This window comes from Hoeflea sp. BAL378, assembly GCF_000759435.1.
Classification (GTDB): Bacteria; Pseudomonadota; Alphaproteobacteria; order Rhizobiales; family Rhizobiaceae; genus Hoeflea.
The window spans coordinates 59,616-75,603 of record NZ_JRJG01000030.1; the positions used below are offsets into that span (position 1 = coordinate 59,616).

12 protein-coding genes and 1 pseudogene are annotated in these 15,988 nt (G+C 64.9%); 12 read left to right on the forward strand and 1 reads right to left on the reverse strand.

Features of this window, described 5'->3' with window-relative positions:
* Positions 1-32 precede the first annotated feature (32 nt).
* Positions 33-947, forward strand: a complete 915-nt coding sequence (locus tag LL06_RS08725) for a LysR family transcriptional regulator (RefSeq protein ID WP_052161332.1) — start codon at positions 33-35, stop codon at positions 945-947.
* Here LL06_RS08725 and LL06_RS08730 read toward each other — a convergent pair.
* Positions 944-1,993, reverse strand: a complete 1,050-nt coding sequence (locus LL06_RS08730; RefSeq protein WP_161784955.1) for a D-glycerate dehydrogenase — start codon at positions 1,991-1,993, stop codon at positions 944-946. The genes LL06_RS08725 and LL06_RS08730 overlap by 4 nt on opposite strands.
* A gap of 76 nt (positions 1,994-2,069) precedes the next feature.
* Between LL06_RS08730 and LL06_RS08735 the strand changes: the two genes are divergently transcribed.
* The 11 genes and pseudogenes from LL06_RS08735 (at position 2,070) to LL06_RS08780 (ending at position 15,955) form a co-directional block, all read left to right on the forward strand.
* The gene (locus LL06_RS08735) at positions 2,070-2,456 is read left to right on the forward strand and encodes a rhodanese-like domain-containing protein (RefSeq protein ID WP_035525052.1); all 387 of its coding nucleotides are present in this window, start codon (positions 2,070-2,072) and stop codon (positions 2,454-2,456) included.
* 599 nt (positions 2,457-3,055) lie between these two features.
* A pseudogene (locus tag LL06_RS28205) lies at positions 3,056-4,087 on the forward strand (FAD-binding oxidoreductase); the annotation flags it as partial.
* Positions 4,088-4,201: 114 nt separating this feature from the next.
* On the forward strand, positions 4,202-5,854 hold the full coding sequence (locus tag LL06_RS28210; protein ID WP_035525116.1) for an ABC transporter ATP-binding protein: 1,653 nt from the start codon (positions 4,202-4,204) through the stop codon (positions 5,852-5,854).
* Between the two features lie 35 nt (positions 5,855-5,889).
* A complete protein-coding gene (locus tag LL06_RS08745) occupies positions 5,890-7,560 on the forward strand; it encodes a peptide ABC transporter substrate-binding protein (protein ID WP_035525055.1) in 1,671 nt (556 codons plus the stop codon).
* Positions 7,561-7,642: 82 nt separating this feature from the next.
* On the forward strand, positions 7,643-8,593 hold the full coding sequence (locus LL06_RS08750) for an ABC transporter permease (protein WP_035525057.1): 951 nt from the start codon (positions 7,643-7,645) through the stop codon (positions 8,591-8,593).
* 36 nt (positions 8,594-8,629) lie between these two features.
* Positions 8,630-9,508, forward strand: coding sequence for an ABC transporter permease (locus LL06_RS08755; protein ID WP_035525060.1), 879 nt, complete (start codon positions 8,630-8,632; stop codon positions 9,506-9,508).
* Positions 9,509-9,566: 58 nt separating this feature from the next.
* The gene (locus LL06_RS08760) at positions 9,567-10,877 is read left to right on the forward strand and encodes an FAD-binding oxidoreductase (RefSeq protein ID WP_035525062.1); all 1,311 of its coding nucleotides are present in this window, start codon (positions 9,567-9,569) and stop codon (positions 10,875-10,877) included.
* A 38-nt stretch (positions 10,878-10,915) separates the two neighbouring features.
* The gene (gene thrC / locus LL06_RS08765; protein ID WP_035525064.1) at positions 10,916-12,343 is read left to right on the forward strand and encodes a threonine synthase; all 1,428 of its coding nucleotides are present in this window, start codon (positions 10,916-10,918) and stop codon (positions 12,341-12,343) included.
* Between the two features lie 134 nt (positions 12,344-12,477).
* Positions 12,478-13,665 (forward strand): glycine C-acetyltransferase, encoded by a 1,188-nt coding sequence (locus tag LL06_RS08770; RefSeq protein WP_035525119.1) that lies wholly within the window; start codon positions 12,478-12,480, stop codon positions 13,663-13,665.
* Positions 13,665-14,699, forward strand: coding sequence for an L-threonine 3-dehydrogenase (gene tdh, locus LL06_RS08775; RefSeq protein ID WP_035525067.1), 1,035 nt, complete (start codon positions 13,665-13,667; stop codon positions 14,697-14,699). Before LL06_RS08770 ends, tdh begins: the two co-directional genes overlap by 1 nt.
* Before the next feature lie 278 nt (positions 14,700-14,977).
* On the forward strand, positions 14,978-15,955 hold the full coding sequence (locus LL06_RS08780; protein WP_035525070.1) for a tripartite tricarboxylate transporter substrate binding protein: 978 nt from the start codon (positions 14,978-14,980) through the stop codon (positions 15,953-15,955).
* Positions 15,956-15,988: the final 33 nt, after the last annotated feature.

Below are 15,988 nucleotides of genomic sequence, written 5' to 3' on the forward strand. Positions count from 1 at the left end.
ATGCCAGGGGGAGGGCCGTTCCGGTTTCACTGATGTTCGAACTCAAGCAGTTGAAGTGCTTCGTCGCGGTGGCGACCGAGATGAACTTTCACCGGGCCGCGGCGAGGCTGAACATGACCCAGCCGCCCTTGTCGCGGCAAATCCGTCTGCTTGAACATGCCATCGGCGTGGAGCTCTTCGATCGCTCCGGACGGCAGATCCGTCTCACTCCGGGCGGCGAGCGGTTCTTGCTGGAAGCGCGGGATCTGCTGCGCCGGGCGGAGGACAGCGCGCTGGTGGCGCGCGCGGTCGCCTCGGGCCTGCAAGGCGCGGTGACGCTGGGGTTCGTGCCCATTGCGACGCTCGACCTGTTGCCTCGGATCGTGCCTTTCCTGTCCCGGGAATTCCCGCAGACCCGACTGGTCCTGCAGGAGATGCTGACGGTCCACCAGGTCCAGGCGCTGACCTCCGGGCGTCACGATCTGGGCATTATCCGGATTCCGCCCAGCCGCGAGGATCTCGAGTTCCGCCTGATCCGCAGCGAACGCTATCTGCTGGCCATGCACGCCGACCATCCCCTGGCCGGGAGCGAAAGCGTGTCGCTCAGCGATCTCAACGGACGGGATCTGATCATGTATTCCCCCGGCGCAGGCTGGTACGGCTACGAACGGTTGAATGCCCTCTTCTCGGATCAGGGAATCCGGCCCAACATCGTCCAGTATTTCGGGGAAACGCTGACCATGCTGTCGCTCGTCAACGTCGATGTCGGGCTCGCGCTGGTGGCCGCGTCCGCGCGCGCCCTGGGCTTGACCAATGTCGTCTACCGCGAGATCGATCTGCCCTCGCATGTGCGGTCGGAATACTATCTTGCCTACAGCCCGGTCAGGATCGGGGATCCCGTGGTGCGCCGGGTGTATGACCAGATCATCGACCTGTTTTCCGGCCAGGAAAGCGGCGACGCGCTTTAGGACCTGGCCCCGCCCTGAAGCACCTCTTCCACCATGTCCAGGCATCGCAGGGCGATGTCGTCGCGCGCTTCGCGCGTGGCGGAGCCGACATGGGGCGTCAGCGCCACATTCGGCAACGCCAGAAGCCGGGGTGAGGGCGACGGCTCGCCGCAGAAGACGTCGAGCCCCGCAGCCGCCAGATGGCCGTCCTCCAGCGCCGCAATCAGCGCGGCCTCGTCGACCAATCCGCCGCGGGCGGTGTTGACCAGGATCGCGCCGCGCGGCATCCGGGCAAGACGCCCCGCTGAGATCAGGCCCCGGGTCGCCTCCGTCTCGGGCACGTGCAGCGTCAGGGTGTCGATCTGCGATATCATGTCGTCGAGATCGGGGAAAAATACCTCGTCACGGCCCGGCGCGGCATTGCGCTGATGGTAAGCCACACTCATTCCGAAGCCGCGCGCGCGATCGGCGACCAGCCGGCCGATGGCGCCCATCCCGACGATCCCAAGCCGCCGCCCGGTAACCCGCAGGCCCAGCATCTCCGCGTAGCCCAGGCGTCGCCCCCAGCCGGCACGCATCAGGACGTCATACTCATGCGCGCGCCGGCATGCCATCAGCATCAGCATCAGCGTCAGATCCGCCGTGTCTTCGGTGCCGATTGCGGGCACGTTGCAGACCGTGATTCCGCGCTCCGAAGCCGCTGCAAGGTCGATGTGATCGAGCCCGATGCCCGATGTCGCCACCACGCGGAGGCAGCCGGGCAATTCGGCGATCATCGCCTTGTCGAGCGGAAGGTTGCTGCCGATGATCATGGCCTGCGCGCGATGGGCGCGTGCGGCGGCGACGGTCTCCGCCAGAGAGAGCGCATGGGAGGAAAGCCGGACATCGAACCTGTCCTGGGCTTCTCGTTCCGCCCGCATCGTCATCGGGCGCGGTATGAGAAGCCTCCACCCGATGCCGCTTTGGCGTCTTGCCGTCTTTGTTTCGTCTGCACGATTTTCCATGGCAGGATTTTCCACGGCCGTCCGCAGCCTGTCCAATCGCGATAGGGGATCAACCAATTCCAAGAATGAACTGGCGTCGCGACGCCGTTCTCGGCCATTCTGGGCGCCACGAATAACCCTTGACCGAGAGGACTGACGCATGAAGACCGGATACAAGGCGCTGATCGCCGCCGCCGAAGCCGAAATCGAAACCATTTCGCCCCAGGAAGCGCAGCGATTGCACGCCGAGGCTGCGGTGCAATTCGTCGATCTTCGCGACCGCCGGGAACTCGAACGCGACGGCCGCATCCCGGGCGCCTTTCATTGCCCCCGCGGCATGTTGGAGTTCTGGATCGATCCCGAGAGCCCTTACCACAAGCCCGTCTTCGCCGCAGATCGCAAGTTCGTCTTCTATTGCGCAAGCGGCTGGCGCTCGGCACTGGGGGCGAAAACGGCTCAGGACATGGGGCTCGACGCGGTGGCCCATATCGGCGGCGGATTTGGCGCCTGGCGCGAGGCCGGAGGCGTCACCGAGACGGTGGCGTGACGACCCGGTAGACCAGCAATTTCAGGCCGCGTCGAACCGGACCCCAAACGACCCCGCCGAGTGCGGCGCTGCTGCAGGCCGGAACGCCATGCGGCATATGATAAACTTATGGTGTTGTGAAAGGGGTGCCTCGGCCCCGCCTCGCATCCTCGGCCCCTGACAACGCCTGGTGGCGCAACGCCCACCGTGACAGGGGCAACAGCGACAGGCCAGCGGGCGCTGAGGCGGCGATGCGCACGTGCCGCCCCGGCCCAACCGCGGGTCCGGGGTCTGGCGACGCAGCCCCTCCGGCCGTTTCGGCCAGCAGATCAGCTTTCGGATAATTCCCGTGCTTCGGGCGCGGGAAGCAGCCGTCCCGCATCCGGTCGACCCGCGCAAACCCAGCTCCTTCCTGGGGTCGAGCATGATCTGGCTCAGGCGAGGTATGGGGCAGCCGCGCGGCTTCGATGACGAAGCCCGCGCGCGTGACTGGAAGACCTCCACCGGACGTGCAGGCTCCAATTACTCCATAGGTCAGACTTATCACCCACCGCGGTTTCTGTCTTTGACGCAAGCAGGCCTCGCCACTCTAGTAGACCCACTGGACAGAAAGGCTTGCTATGTCGGTGATCGTTCTAGGTGGTGGGCTGATGGGAACAGCTTCGGCGTTCTTCCTGGCGCAGCGCGGGATTGAGGTTACGCTCATCGAGCGCGGACGCGTCGGCGCGGGCGCCACGGTCGCCTCCTTCGGCAATATCCGTCGCAGTGGACGCCATCTTTCGCAACTGCCGCTGGCGCGGCGATCCCTGGACCTGTGGAAGCGTGCCGAAGCCTTGCTGGGACGGGATGTGGAGTTCCGTGCCACCGGACATCTGCGCCTGATCTTCGATGCCGCCAGCCTGGCCGACATGCGCCGTTTCGCCGAGGCCGCGCGGCCGCTCGGCCTGACCATCGAGGAGCTTGGGCTGGATGAGATCCGGCGCCGCTTTCCCGGTCTCGGACCACAGGCCATCTCCGCTTCCTTTTCCCCCGAGGACGGTTCCGCAAATCCCCGGCTGGCCGGCCCTGCCTTCGCGGCAGCCGCTGCCGCAAAGGGAGCGAGGATCGTCGAGGAGGCGCAGGTCTCCCGGATCGCGCGGGATGGCGACGGCTTCTCGGTGGAAACCGCCCGGGGGAGTTTCCAAGCCGCGACGCTGCTCAATTGCGCCGGCGCCTGGGGGGCCGACATCGCGGCGCAGTTCGGCGAACCCGTGCCTCTGAAAACCTTCGGTCCGCAGATGGGCGTGACCGAACCTTTGCCGCACCGCATTTTGCCCGTCGTCGGCGTCTGGTCGCAGGATCACGGTGCCTATCTGCGGCAGGTCGAGCGCGGCAATATCGTCTTCGGCGGTGCTGTGGAACGGGTGCCGGTCGATCCGAATCCCGGCTTTGCCCAGGCCGATCCCGCCCGTTTGCCCAGGCAGTTGAGCGCTTTGCTGCGCCTGCTGCCGGCGTTGCGCGATACGGCGGTGATCCGGCAATGGTCGGGCTGCGAAGGGTATGTCGCCGACGACCTGCCGATCATGGGCGCGTCGTCCACCACGCCGGGGCTGTTTCACGCATTCGGCTTCTGCGGGCAGGGTTTCCAGCTAGGACCGGGGGTCGGCTCGGCCATGGCCGAGCTCATTGCCACGGGCTCGTGCGAAACTTCCCTGGAACCCTTTTCCCCCGGCCGGTTCGCCGACAGGGGCACGGATCAGCAGCCGGCCGTCAGCCGATCCCCGGACATCCGCTCCACAGCCCACGGCGACGTGGCGCTTTCCGTGCGCGACCTGACGATAAGCCTGCCTGACGGGATGGAACGGGCCAATGCGGTCGAAGGCGTGTCCTTTGACCTACAACGCGGCCAGATCCTCTGTGTCATCGGAGAATCCGGCTCGGGCAAGTCCGTGACGGCGAACACGATCATGGGGCTCCTGCCCAAGGTGATCGAGGTCACCGCCGGATCGATCCTGCTCGAGGATCGCGAGATCATCGGCATGGGGGCCGAGGCGCTGCGCAGCCTGCGCGGACGCGTGGTGTCGATGATCTTCCAGGATCCGCTGTCAGCGCTCAATCCGCTGATGACCGTCGGGGCGCAGATCGACGAAGCGATGCTGGCCCATGGCGTCGGCACGGCGTCGTCACGCCGGGCGCGCGCCATCGAACTGCTTGCGGAAGTCGGCCTGCCCGATCCGGCGCTGATGTATCATCAATATCCCTTCAGGCTGTCGGGCGGCCAGCGCCAGCGGGTCATGATCGCCATGGCATTGGCGCTGGAGCCCTCGATCCTCATCGCTGACGAGCCGACGACCGCGCTCGATGTGACCACCCAGGCGCAGATCCTGCGCCTGATCCGCGACCTCCAGCGCCGCAAGGGCATGAGCGTGATGTTCGTCACCCATGATTTCGGCGTCGTGGCCGAGATCGCCGACAGTGTCGTGGTGATGGAGAAGGGCCGGGTCGTCGAGCAGGGCAGCGCCCGGCAGGTGCTGGAATCCCCGAGCCATCCCTACACGAAAAGCCTGATCGCCGCCGTTCCGCACCTGACCGGCGAGGACCGCGTGCCTCTGGAGACAACCGACAAGGCGCCGATGCTCAAGGTGGAAGGCCTGGTGAAGACCTACCGCAGCGGCAGCGCGCTGTTCGGTTCGCAGCGGATCGTGCGGGCGGTGAACGGGGTGTCGTTCGATCTGGCGCCGGGGCGCACGCTGGGCGTCGTCGGCGAAAGCGGCTCCGGCAAGTCCTCGCTCGGCCGGCTCCTGATCAAGCTGCTGGACAGCGACGGCGGCGAAATCCTGTTCGAGGGCCGCGATATCGCGAAGCTCTCCGAAGCCGAGTTCCGCCCCTTGCGGCCGCGGATCCAGATGATCTTCCAGGATCCCTTCGCCTCGCTCAACCCGCGCACGACGATCGGCCGGATCCTGACCGTGGGGCCGATGGCGCACGGGATGCCCTTTGCCAAGGCGCGCGCGGAGGCGCGGGCGCTTCTCGATCATGTCGGGCTCGATGCCGGGGCATTCGATCGCTACCCGCACGAGTTTTCCGGCGGCCAGCGACAGCGCATCGGCATCGCCCGGGCGCTGATGTTCAAGCCGAAGCTGCTGATTGCCGACGAGGCCGTGTCGGCGCTGGATGTTTCGATCCAGGCGCAGATCCTGCAGCTCCTGGACCGGATCCAGCGCGAGACCGGGGTTTCGATGATCTTCATCACCCACGACCTGCGCGTCGCCAGCCAGATCTGCGACGACATCGCGGTGATGCAGCGGGGGGTCATCGTCGAGCAGGGGCCGCCCTCGCAGATCTTCCTCAATCCGCAATCCGCCTACACCCGCGAGCTGGTGGCCGCCATTCCGGGAGACGGCCCGAAGGGCCGCAGTCCGGTGGCGGATGAAATTTGACGCCAAGACACGATGTCTCAAAAGGAGCAACTGAAATGACCGAACATGACAAGGGCAATTCCAACTACTCGCGGCGCGATGCCCTGCGGATGATGGCGATAGGCGGGGTCGCCGGCCTCATTGCACCCAACCTGCTGGGCAAGCCTGCCTTCGCGCAGACGCCGCCGGCGAACCCCACCGGCCGCATCGTCGTCGGGCTTTCGCAGGAGCCGACCTCCTTCAACCCTCTGATGGTCCATAACGAGGTCGACGAGGGCGTGTACTTTTCGATATTCGACGCGCTGTTCCGGATTGATCCGCAGGGCGTCATCCAGCCCAACCTCGCCGTCGAGGTGCCGAGCCAGGAGAACGGCGGCATTTCGCAGGACGGTCTCGCCTGGCGCATCCGCCTGCGTGACGACGTGCGCTGGCATGATGGCGAGCCCTTCACGGCCGAAGACGTCAAATACACACTCGAGCTGATCGTCAATCCGGACTTCCGTGCCTGGCGCACGCTTGGTCATGCGCTGCTGCGCGACATCACCGTCGTCTCTCCGACCGAGATCACCTGGCGGATGGAAGAGCCGTTCGCCCCTTACATGTCGTTCCTGACCGAGACCTTCATGGTGCCCAAGCACATCCTGGAGAAGGAGGCCGATCCCAACGAGGCCGCCTTCAATCAGGCGCCGATCGGCACCGGTGCGTTCAAATGGGGCCAGCGCATCGCCGGCGACCATATCGAACTGGTCGCCAATCCCGACTATTTCGGCGACGGTCCCTACATCGAGCAACTGGTATTCAAGTACATTCCTGACCGTACTGTCCTCTATACGCAATTCCAGAGCGGGGACATCGACCTGGTCGGCCTCGCCTACATTGCTCCCGACAAATACGCGGAAGCCAGCGCGCTGCCTGACCGGACAGTGGAACTCATTCCCGCTCCCCAGTTCGAATTCATCCTGCTCAACATGGAACGTCCCCAGTTCAAGGAATTGGCGGTTCGCGAGGCACTCTATGCCGCAATGGACCGAAAAATGATTATCGACGCGATCTATTACGGCGTGGCGGGACTGACCGAGACGTTCATGCCGCAGCAGTCCTTCTATTACAATCCAGATCTGCCGGTGCAGGAGTTCAATCTGGACCGGGCCCGCAAGCTTCTGGACGATGCAGGCTGGGTGCCCGGTGCGGATGGCATCCGCGCCAAGGACGGCGTGCGGCTCGCGTTCGCCAACACCACGACCGCCGGGGATCACCTGCGCGAGCAGCTTCAGCAATTCCTGCAGCAGACCTTCGCCGAAATCGGCGTGGAGATGACCATCTCGAACCTGCCCCCCGCAGTGTTGTGGGGTGATTTCTGGACCTATTCGCGGTTCGACAGCGCCATCGCCGGCACCACCTATCTGGTCGCCTCGGACCCGGACGTGACCCTCAGGTTCCACTCAAAGGCGATTCCTTCGCAAACCGGGGGGCGTGGGTCGAACAATTCGCAGTACTCCAATCCGGAGATCGATGCGCTGCTCGAAGAAGGCGCCCGCACCTTCGACCCCGAAAAGCGGCGCGAGATCTATTTCAAGGTGCAGGAGATCATCCGCCGGGATCTGCCTCTGTTGCCGCTCTATGCGCGGACACTCGTGTACGGGCGCAAGGCGGGAATCGAAGGCTTTGTCGCGAACACAAACACGCGCACCGAATCCTGGCACGCCGCCGGTTGGTACTGGGCCTGAGCGAACACGCTGCCGCCCGCGACTTCAACGTCGCGGGCGGCGGGCATCGATGCGCCACCGCTTGCCTCGAATGGAGCAGACAATGACCGCCTTTCTGCTGAAACGCTTCATGCAGAGCCTCGTGCTGCTGGTGATCGTGTCGATCATCGGTTTCATCGTGCTCAACCTCATTCCCGGCGGGCCGATGGCGCAATACGGCCTCGACCCGGGCATGACCCAGCAGGACATCGCGCGGCTCGAGGAACAGCTCGGGCTGAACAGGCCGCTCTGGGTCCAGTATTTCGACTGGGCCTGGCGGCTTCTGCAGGGGGATTGGGGAACATCGTTCCGAGATGGCAACCCGGTCCTCACCGTGATCGGGCGGCACATCTTCGCGACGCTGCTGCTGATGGGGTCCTCGACCGTCATCGCGGTCGCCATCGGAACCTGGATCGGCATCCGCGGCGCGACACACCGCTATTCGGCCTTCGACTACGTGGCCACCGTCGGGGCGATGATTGCCCTGTCGATCCCGACTTTCTGGTTCGGTCTGATCGGGATCTATGTCTTCGCCCTGGAACTCGGCTGGCTGCCGGCAGGCAACATGTACACGATCGGCGATGGTTCGATTCTGAACTACCTGCACCACCTGATCATGCCTTCGGTGGTTCTGGCGCTCGTGCACATCGCGATCTGGAGCCGGTTCATGCGTTCCTCCACGCTTGACGCGATGAACCAGGAATTCGTGAAAACGGCCCGCGCCAAGGGCGTGAGCGAAAGGCGGGTCATCATGAAGCATGTCGTCGGCAATGCGCTTCTGCCCATGATCACGCTCGCCGGCGTGCAGCTCCCTTCGATCCTCACCGGAGCGCTGGTCACAGAAACCGTCTTCACCTGGCCGGGAATGGGGCGATTGTTCCTCGATAGCCTCGGCTACAGCGATTACCCTGTGGTCATGGGCCTGCTGATGTTCTCGGCCATTCTCACCATCGCCGGCAATCTGATCGCCGACATCGTCGTGGCACTGGTCGATCCGCGCATCCGCCTGGCTTGACCCCGCAGCGCACATAAACCTGGAGGTTTCCCCGACATGACCGCCCTTGCCGCACATCTGGAGCGCAGCCATTGGTGGCAGAGCCGCGTAGTCCGCCGCTTCCTGAACCATCGGCTGGCGCTGCCGGGGCTGGTGATGATCAGCCTGCTGACGATCGCCTGTGTCGTCGGCCCGTATCTGTTGCCTTTCGATTCACTCTACATCGACCTGCGTGCGCGCTTCTCCCCGCCTTTGACGGGCCAACATTTTCTGGGCACGGATCCCCTGGGCCGCGACATCGCAGCGCGTCTGCTGATGGCGGGTCGCACGTCGCTGCTCGTGGGATTCTTCGCGATGGTGCTCTCGGTTCTCGTCGGGACGATCGTGGGAGTGGTCGCGGGCTATCGCGGCGGCTGGATCAACGCGGTGCTGATGCGCACCGTCGACGGGTTTCTCTCCTTCCCGTCGATCTTTCTGCTGCTGGCCTTGGCCGCGGCGCTGAAGCCGAGCCCGGCCTTCATCACGGTCATCATCGCCGTGACGAGCTGGATGGAGGTCGCGCGCATCGTCGAAGCCGAGGTGCGCTCGCTCCGGGAACGCGAGTTCGTTCTGGCGGGGCGCATGCTGGGATTGAGAGGCGCCCACATCATGTTCCGCGAGATCCTGCCCAACGCGGTGGGACCGATCATTGTCGCCGCGACCCTCACCGTCGCCCGCGCCATTCTCATGGAGGCCTATATCAGCTTTCTGGGCTATGGCATCCAGCCGCCGCTGCCGAGCTGGGGCAACATGCTCAATGGCGCCCAGCAATATCTGGCGAGCGCGCCCTGGCTGGCGATCATCCCGGGGGTCGCCATCACGATCGCGGTGACCAGCTTCAACTTCATCGGCGACGGGCTGCGCGATGCGCTCGACGTGAGGGACGACCATGTCTGATCTCGCCGGCAAGCAAGACCCGCTGCCACCCCCCGTCACCCAGAAGGATTTCCCCGCCATGCAACAGAAGAAGGTTGCGGACAAGAACACACCCTACTGGTGGGAGGCCGCACCGGTCAGGCCAGTGCCTCCGCAACCCGTTTCCAGAACGCTGGACGTGGCGATCGTCGGCGCCGGCTACGCCGGTCTCTCGGCCGGTCTGGTGCTGGCGCGCGAGGGCCGTTCGGTTGCCGCGTTCGATGCGATGAGCCCCGGCGAAGGCGGGTCCTCGCGCAATGGCGGCGTCACCAGCGGCACCGTCCGGCCGGACTACGCCACCATCACCAAGCACTTCGGCGAGGAAAAGGCGATTGCGATCGAAGCCGAGGGCAAGATCGCCCGCGAGTTCCTCTATGACTTCCTCAAGACCGAAGGCCTCGATTGCGACTTCCGTCTGACCGGCATGTTCAAGGGCGCGCTCGGATACGACCAGTACGACAAGATGGCCCGCAGCGCCGAAACGCTTGCGAAGCGCCTGGGGATCGAGTCCTACGCAGTGCCGCGCGCCGAGCAGCGGGACTATGTCGGCACGGATTTCTATCGCGGCGGCACGGTGCGGATGGACATCGGCGGGCTGCACCCCTCCAAGTTCCATGCCGAGCTTCTCCGGATCGCGCTCGCCTCGGGACTGACAGTGCACTCCCATACGCCGGTCACCGCGATCACGCCCGAGGGAAACGGATTCCGCGTCACGACCTCGGCGGGCACGGTGCAGGCGCGGCAGGTCCTGGTCTGCACCGACGGCTATACCGATGCCGCCGCGCCCTATTTGCGCCGCCGTCTGGTACCCGTCCGCGCGCGCATAATCACCACCGAGGAACTGGCGCCGGAACTGATGGCGAAACTCATGCCAAAGGGGATGATGATCACCGAGAATCGGCAACTGGGCTTTTACTATCGGCCGTCGCCCGACGGCACCCGCATGCTGCTCGGCGGGCGGGACAGCTCGCGGGTCGGCGATCCGGCCGAGCCGACAATCCGCCTGCGCAACGGGCTGGTCGAGCTGTTTCCCGAACTGGAGAAGGTTCGCCTTTCGCATAGCTGGTACGGCAATGTCGCCATGCACCGCGACATGATGCCCCGCATCTTCGAGAAGAACGGGGTCCTCTATGCGACCGGCTTTTGTGGTTCGGGCACCGTGTGGGCGCCCTGGGTGGGAATGCGCGCGGCCCACAAGCTGATGGGTCATGCCGACAAGGCCCGCTCGGCGTTCGACTTCCGCCCGCCCGCAGCGGTTCCCTTCTATCGCGGCAACGCCTGGTTCATGCCCGCCTTCATCAAGGGCTACGCCCTGCAGGACAAGATCGCTTGGTGGCGCGCCAAGCGCTGACAAAGTCCGAACGATCGACAAGGCAACACGAGCCGTCCATGCGCTACATCTCCACCCGCGGCCACACAGACCCGAAGACGTTCGGCCAGATCCTGCTCGAGGGACTGGCGCCGGACGGAGGTCTCTACATGCCCGAGGCCTATCCACGGGTGGACGCCGCCACGCTCGAGCGCTGGCGCGGATTGTCCTATCCCGACCTCGCCTGCGAGATCCTCTCGCTTTATGTCGACGACATTCCTCCTGCCGATCTCCGGGCCATCTGTGCCCGGACCTATACGGCCGAAGTGTTCGGGTCCGACGCCATCGTGCCGGTGCGGTCCCTGTCGCCCGGCTTCCATATCGCCGGGTTGTCGAACGGCCCCACCTTGGCCTTCAAGGACATGGCGATGCAGTTGCTCGGCAACCTGCTCGAATATGAACTGGCCCGGCGGGGCGAGGAGCTCAATATTCTCGGCGCGACCAGCGGCGACACCGGCAGCGCCGCGGAATATGCGATGCGCGGGAAGAAGGGCATTCGTGTCTTCATGATGTCGCCGCACGGGCGCATGAGCCCGTTCCAGCAGGCCCAGATGTTCAGCCTCACGGACGACAACATCCACAATATCGCCGTCGAGGGCGTCTTCGACGACTGCCAGGACATCGTGAAGGCGATCTCCGGCGACGCCGACTTCAAGCGGCGCCATCGCATCGGTGCGGTGAATTCCATCAACTGGGCCCGGCTGGTGGCGCAGGTCGTCTATTATTTCTGGGCCTATTTCCGTGTTGCCCCGGACAATGCGGCGGAGGTGGATTTCACCGTGCCTTCGGGCAATTTCGGCAATGCCTGTGCCGGGCATGTCGCGCGCATGATGGGGCTGCCCATCTCCCGCCTGGTGGTGGCGACCAATGAAAACGACGTGCTGGACGAATTCTTCCGCACTGGGCTTTATCGGATCCGCGGCCGCGATGGCACGTTCGAGACATCCAGCCCGTCCATGGACATCTCGAAGGCCTCCAATCTCGAGCGTTTCCTGTTCGACCTGCTTGGTCGCGATGCCGGGCGGACCCGTTTGCTGATGGCCGATCGCCTGCGGCAGGAAGGTTCGTTCGATCTGGGCGATGATCCCGTCTTTGCCGAGGCGGCGGAACGCTACGGCTTTCGCAGCGGCCGCAGCACCCATGTCGACCGGCTGGCGGTCATCCGGGAGTGCTGGCACCAGCACGGCACGCTGATCGACCCGCACACGGCGGATGCGGTGAGGGTGGCGCGGGCCCACGCCGTTGCCCACGTGCCGATGATCGTCCTCGAAACGGCGCTGCCGGTCAAATTCGCCTCGACCATCCGCGAGGCGGTGGGGCAGGAGCCGCCGCGCCCCGCCCGGTTCGAAGGCCTCGAGCACCTTCCCAGGCGGCTCAAGGTCCTTCCTGCCGACGCGGCGGCCGTGCGGGCATTCGTCGCCGGAACATTGCAGGCCGGGCCCGGCTGAGCGACAGTCACCCGCCGCGCAGGGGCGCTCCAAAAGGACCACGATCCCGGGCCACCTTTGTGCCCCTTGCGCGCTGTGCTGGGAGTGGGATGATGCGCCCCTGCGTGCATGAACAAATCGGAAGCGAGAAGACCATGGGCAAGAGACTCGAGAGCCACCTGCGCGGACTTCTGTCCCAGATCGAACGGGATGGTCTGCGCAAGCACGAGCGCGTCATTCATTCGACCCAGTCGGCGCAGATCGAGGTCGGCGGGCGCCGGGTACTGAACTTCTGCGCCAACAATTATCTGGGCCTGGCCGATTCCGAGGATCTGCGTGACGCGGCCAAGGCGGCGCTGGACCGCTATGGCTACGGCATGGCGTCGGTGCGGTTCATCTGCGGCACCCAGGAGGAGCACAAGCAGCTCGAAGCGCGGCTGTCGCGCTTTCTCGGCATGGAGGACACCATTCTCTACTCCTCCTGTTTCGACGCCAATGGCGGGCTGTTCGAGACGCTCCTGGGCGAAGAGGACGCGGTTATTTCCGACGCGCTCAACCATGCCTCCATCATCGACGGCATCAGGCTCTCCAAGGCTCGCCGTTACCGCTACGCCAACAACGACATGGCTGAGCTTGAGGCGCGGTTGAAGGAAGCGTCGGATGCGCGCTTCCGGCTGATCGCCACGGACGGGGTTTTCTCGATGGATGGCGTGATCGCCAATCTCCGCAGCATCTGCGATCTTGCCGACAAGTATGACGCCATGGTGATGGTGGACGACAGCCATGCCGTCGGCTTCATCGGCGAGCATGGTCGCGGCACGCCGGAATATTGCGGCGTGGAAGGCCGGATCGACATCCTGACCGGCACGCTGGGCAAGGCGCTGGGCGGAGCCTCGGGCGGCTACACCGCGGCAAGCCAAGCGGTGGTCGAATGGCTCAGGCAGCGGTCGCGGCCCTATCTCTTCTCCAACACGCTGATGCCCGCGATCGCGGGGGCATCGCTGAGGGTGCTGGACCTGATCGACGAGGGCGGCGGCCTGCGGGGCCGGCTTCACGCCAATGCGGCCCGGTTCCGCGCGGGAATGGAAAAGCTGGGATTCACCCTGGCAGGCGCCGACCATCCCATCATCCCGGTGATGATCGGCGACGCCGGGCTGGCTTCAGAGATGGCTGACAGGCTGCTCGAGCGCGGCATCTATGTGATCGGCTTCTCGTTCCCGGTCGTCCCCAAGGGCCAGGCCCGCATCCGCACGCAGATGTCGGCTGCCCACGCGGCCGGCGACATTGATCGGGCCATCGCGGCCTTTGGCGACGTGGGTCGCGAACTCGGAGTGATTTCCTGATGACGAACATGATGCGCGCCCTGGTCAAGGCCAAAGCCGAGCCCGGCATCTGGATGGAACGGGTGCCTGTGCCGGAGATCGGGCCGAACGACGTGCTGATCAAGATCAGGAAAAGCGCGATCTGTGGCACGGACGTCCACATCTACAACTGGGACCAGTGGGCGCAAAGAACCGTGCCCGTGCCGCTGGTGACCGGGCACGAATTCGTTGGCGAGATTGCCGAGGTCGGCAGCGCCGTGAGCGAATACCACGTCGGCCAGCGGGTCTCGGGCGAAGGCCATATCGTGTGCGGCCACTGCCGCAACTGCCGCGCCGGCAGGGGGCATCTGTGCCGCAATACGCTTGGCGTCGGCGTGCAGCGTCCGGGTTCGTTCGCGGAGTTCCTGTCGCTGCCGCAGCGCAACGTCGTTCCCATACCGGACGGCATCCCCGATGAGGTGGCGGCCATCTTCGATCCCCTCGGCAATGCCGTCCACACCGCGCTGTCCTTCGATCTGATCGGCGAGGATGTGCTGGTGACCGGGGCCGGGCCGATCGGCATAATGGGCGCCCTGGTGGCGCAGGCGGTCGGTGCCCGCAAGGTGGTCATCACCGACATCAACCCGACGCGGCTGGACCTGGCCCGCAAGCTGGGCATTCGTCACGTCGTGGACGCCTCCAGGGAAAAACTCACAGATGTGATGCGCCAGGAGGGCATGACGGAAGGCTTCGACGTGGGCCTTGAGATGTCGGGCTCCGCGCAGGCCTTCCGGGACATGATCGATGTCATGAACAATGGCGGCAAGATCGCCATTCTCGGCATCGCGCCGACCGGATTCGAGATCGACTGGAACAAGGTCATCTTCAAGATGCTGACGCTCAAGGGAATCTATGGGCGTGAAATGTTCGAGACCTGGTACAAGATGATTGCCCTGGTGCAGGGTTCGCTCGACGTTTCCGGACTGATTACCCACCGCATCGGCATCGATGACTACCAGTCAGGTTTCGATGCGATGCGCAACGGCCAAGCCGCCAAGGTGGTGATGGATTGGTAGGCGGGCGGCCTGCGGGACCTGCCGGGCGCCGATGACCTACTTGCCAAGGAGCCGCCTGGTGCGGCCTCTTCGGACCCGGCGGCTCGCGGAGGGTCCGCGCCTGCATCGCCGCAGTAGCCCTGTCTCCCATGGACCCACCTGTCTGGCCGCATTTTTCCTCGATGCAGCGCATGAGGCCTGCAGTCAGCCATTCCTGGGTCACATAGCGCTAGTCGGACTGATGCATAGCGGACCGGGTCAGCCCGCCCTAGTGTCTCTGCGGGAAAAGGAGGATCCTCATGCTAACCAGAATGTTCTTAGCCGCGACAGCCATCGCCATGGCCGGTCTCACGCCGACCATGGCGCAGGAGACCGACTGGCCGACAGACACCGTCAAGATCGTCATTCCGTTTTCGGCGGGCGGCGGTACCGATACGCTGGGCCGCACCCTGGCGGATGCGTTCTCGCAGGCGTGGGGGCAACCCGTCATCGTCGAGAACCGCGACGGCGCGAATGGAAACCTGGGTACCGATTATGTCGCCCGGGCCAAGAATGATGGCAACACCATCCTGATGACCACCAACGCGACCATTGCCATCAACCCGCAGCTTTTCGACACGGTCAAATACGACCCGATCCGGGATCTGGCGCCCATCAGCCTGATCTCGTCGCTGCCCTTCGTGCTGGTGGCCTATCCGGGGGTAGAAGCCGATTCCCTGCAGGAGTTGATCGACCTCGCCAAATCCCGTCCGGGCGAGCTGACCTTCGGCTCCTCGGGCGCAGGCGGCGGCGCCCACCTGGCCGGAGAACTGCTCAAGACCATGGCGGAGATCGACATCACCCACATCCCCTATCGTGGATCGGGCCCGTCGATTCCGGCGCTGATCGGCGGCCATGTGGACTTCATGTTCGTGTCGATCCTGACGGCGATGCCGCATATCAAGGAAGGCACGCTGAAGCCGCTGGCGGTCAGCAGCCTGACGCGCAGTCCGGCGCTGCCGGATGTCCCCGCGGTCGCCGAACTGCCGGGGCTCGAAGGATTCTCCTCCGATCTCTGGTATGGGTTCCTGGCGCCTGCCGGGACGGATCCGGCGATCCTCAAGAAGATCGCCGACGAGACCCACAAGGTGCTGAGCGCCCCGGCCATGAAAGAGCAGTTCGAACCGCGCGGCGCCATTCTCGTCGGTAACTCGCCCGAGGAATTCCAACAGTTGATCGCCTCGGACATCGAAAAGTGGTCCAAGGTGATCAAGGCGGCAAACATCAAGGCCGAATGACATCGGCGCGGCCCGCGGCTCACCCCGCGGGCC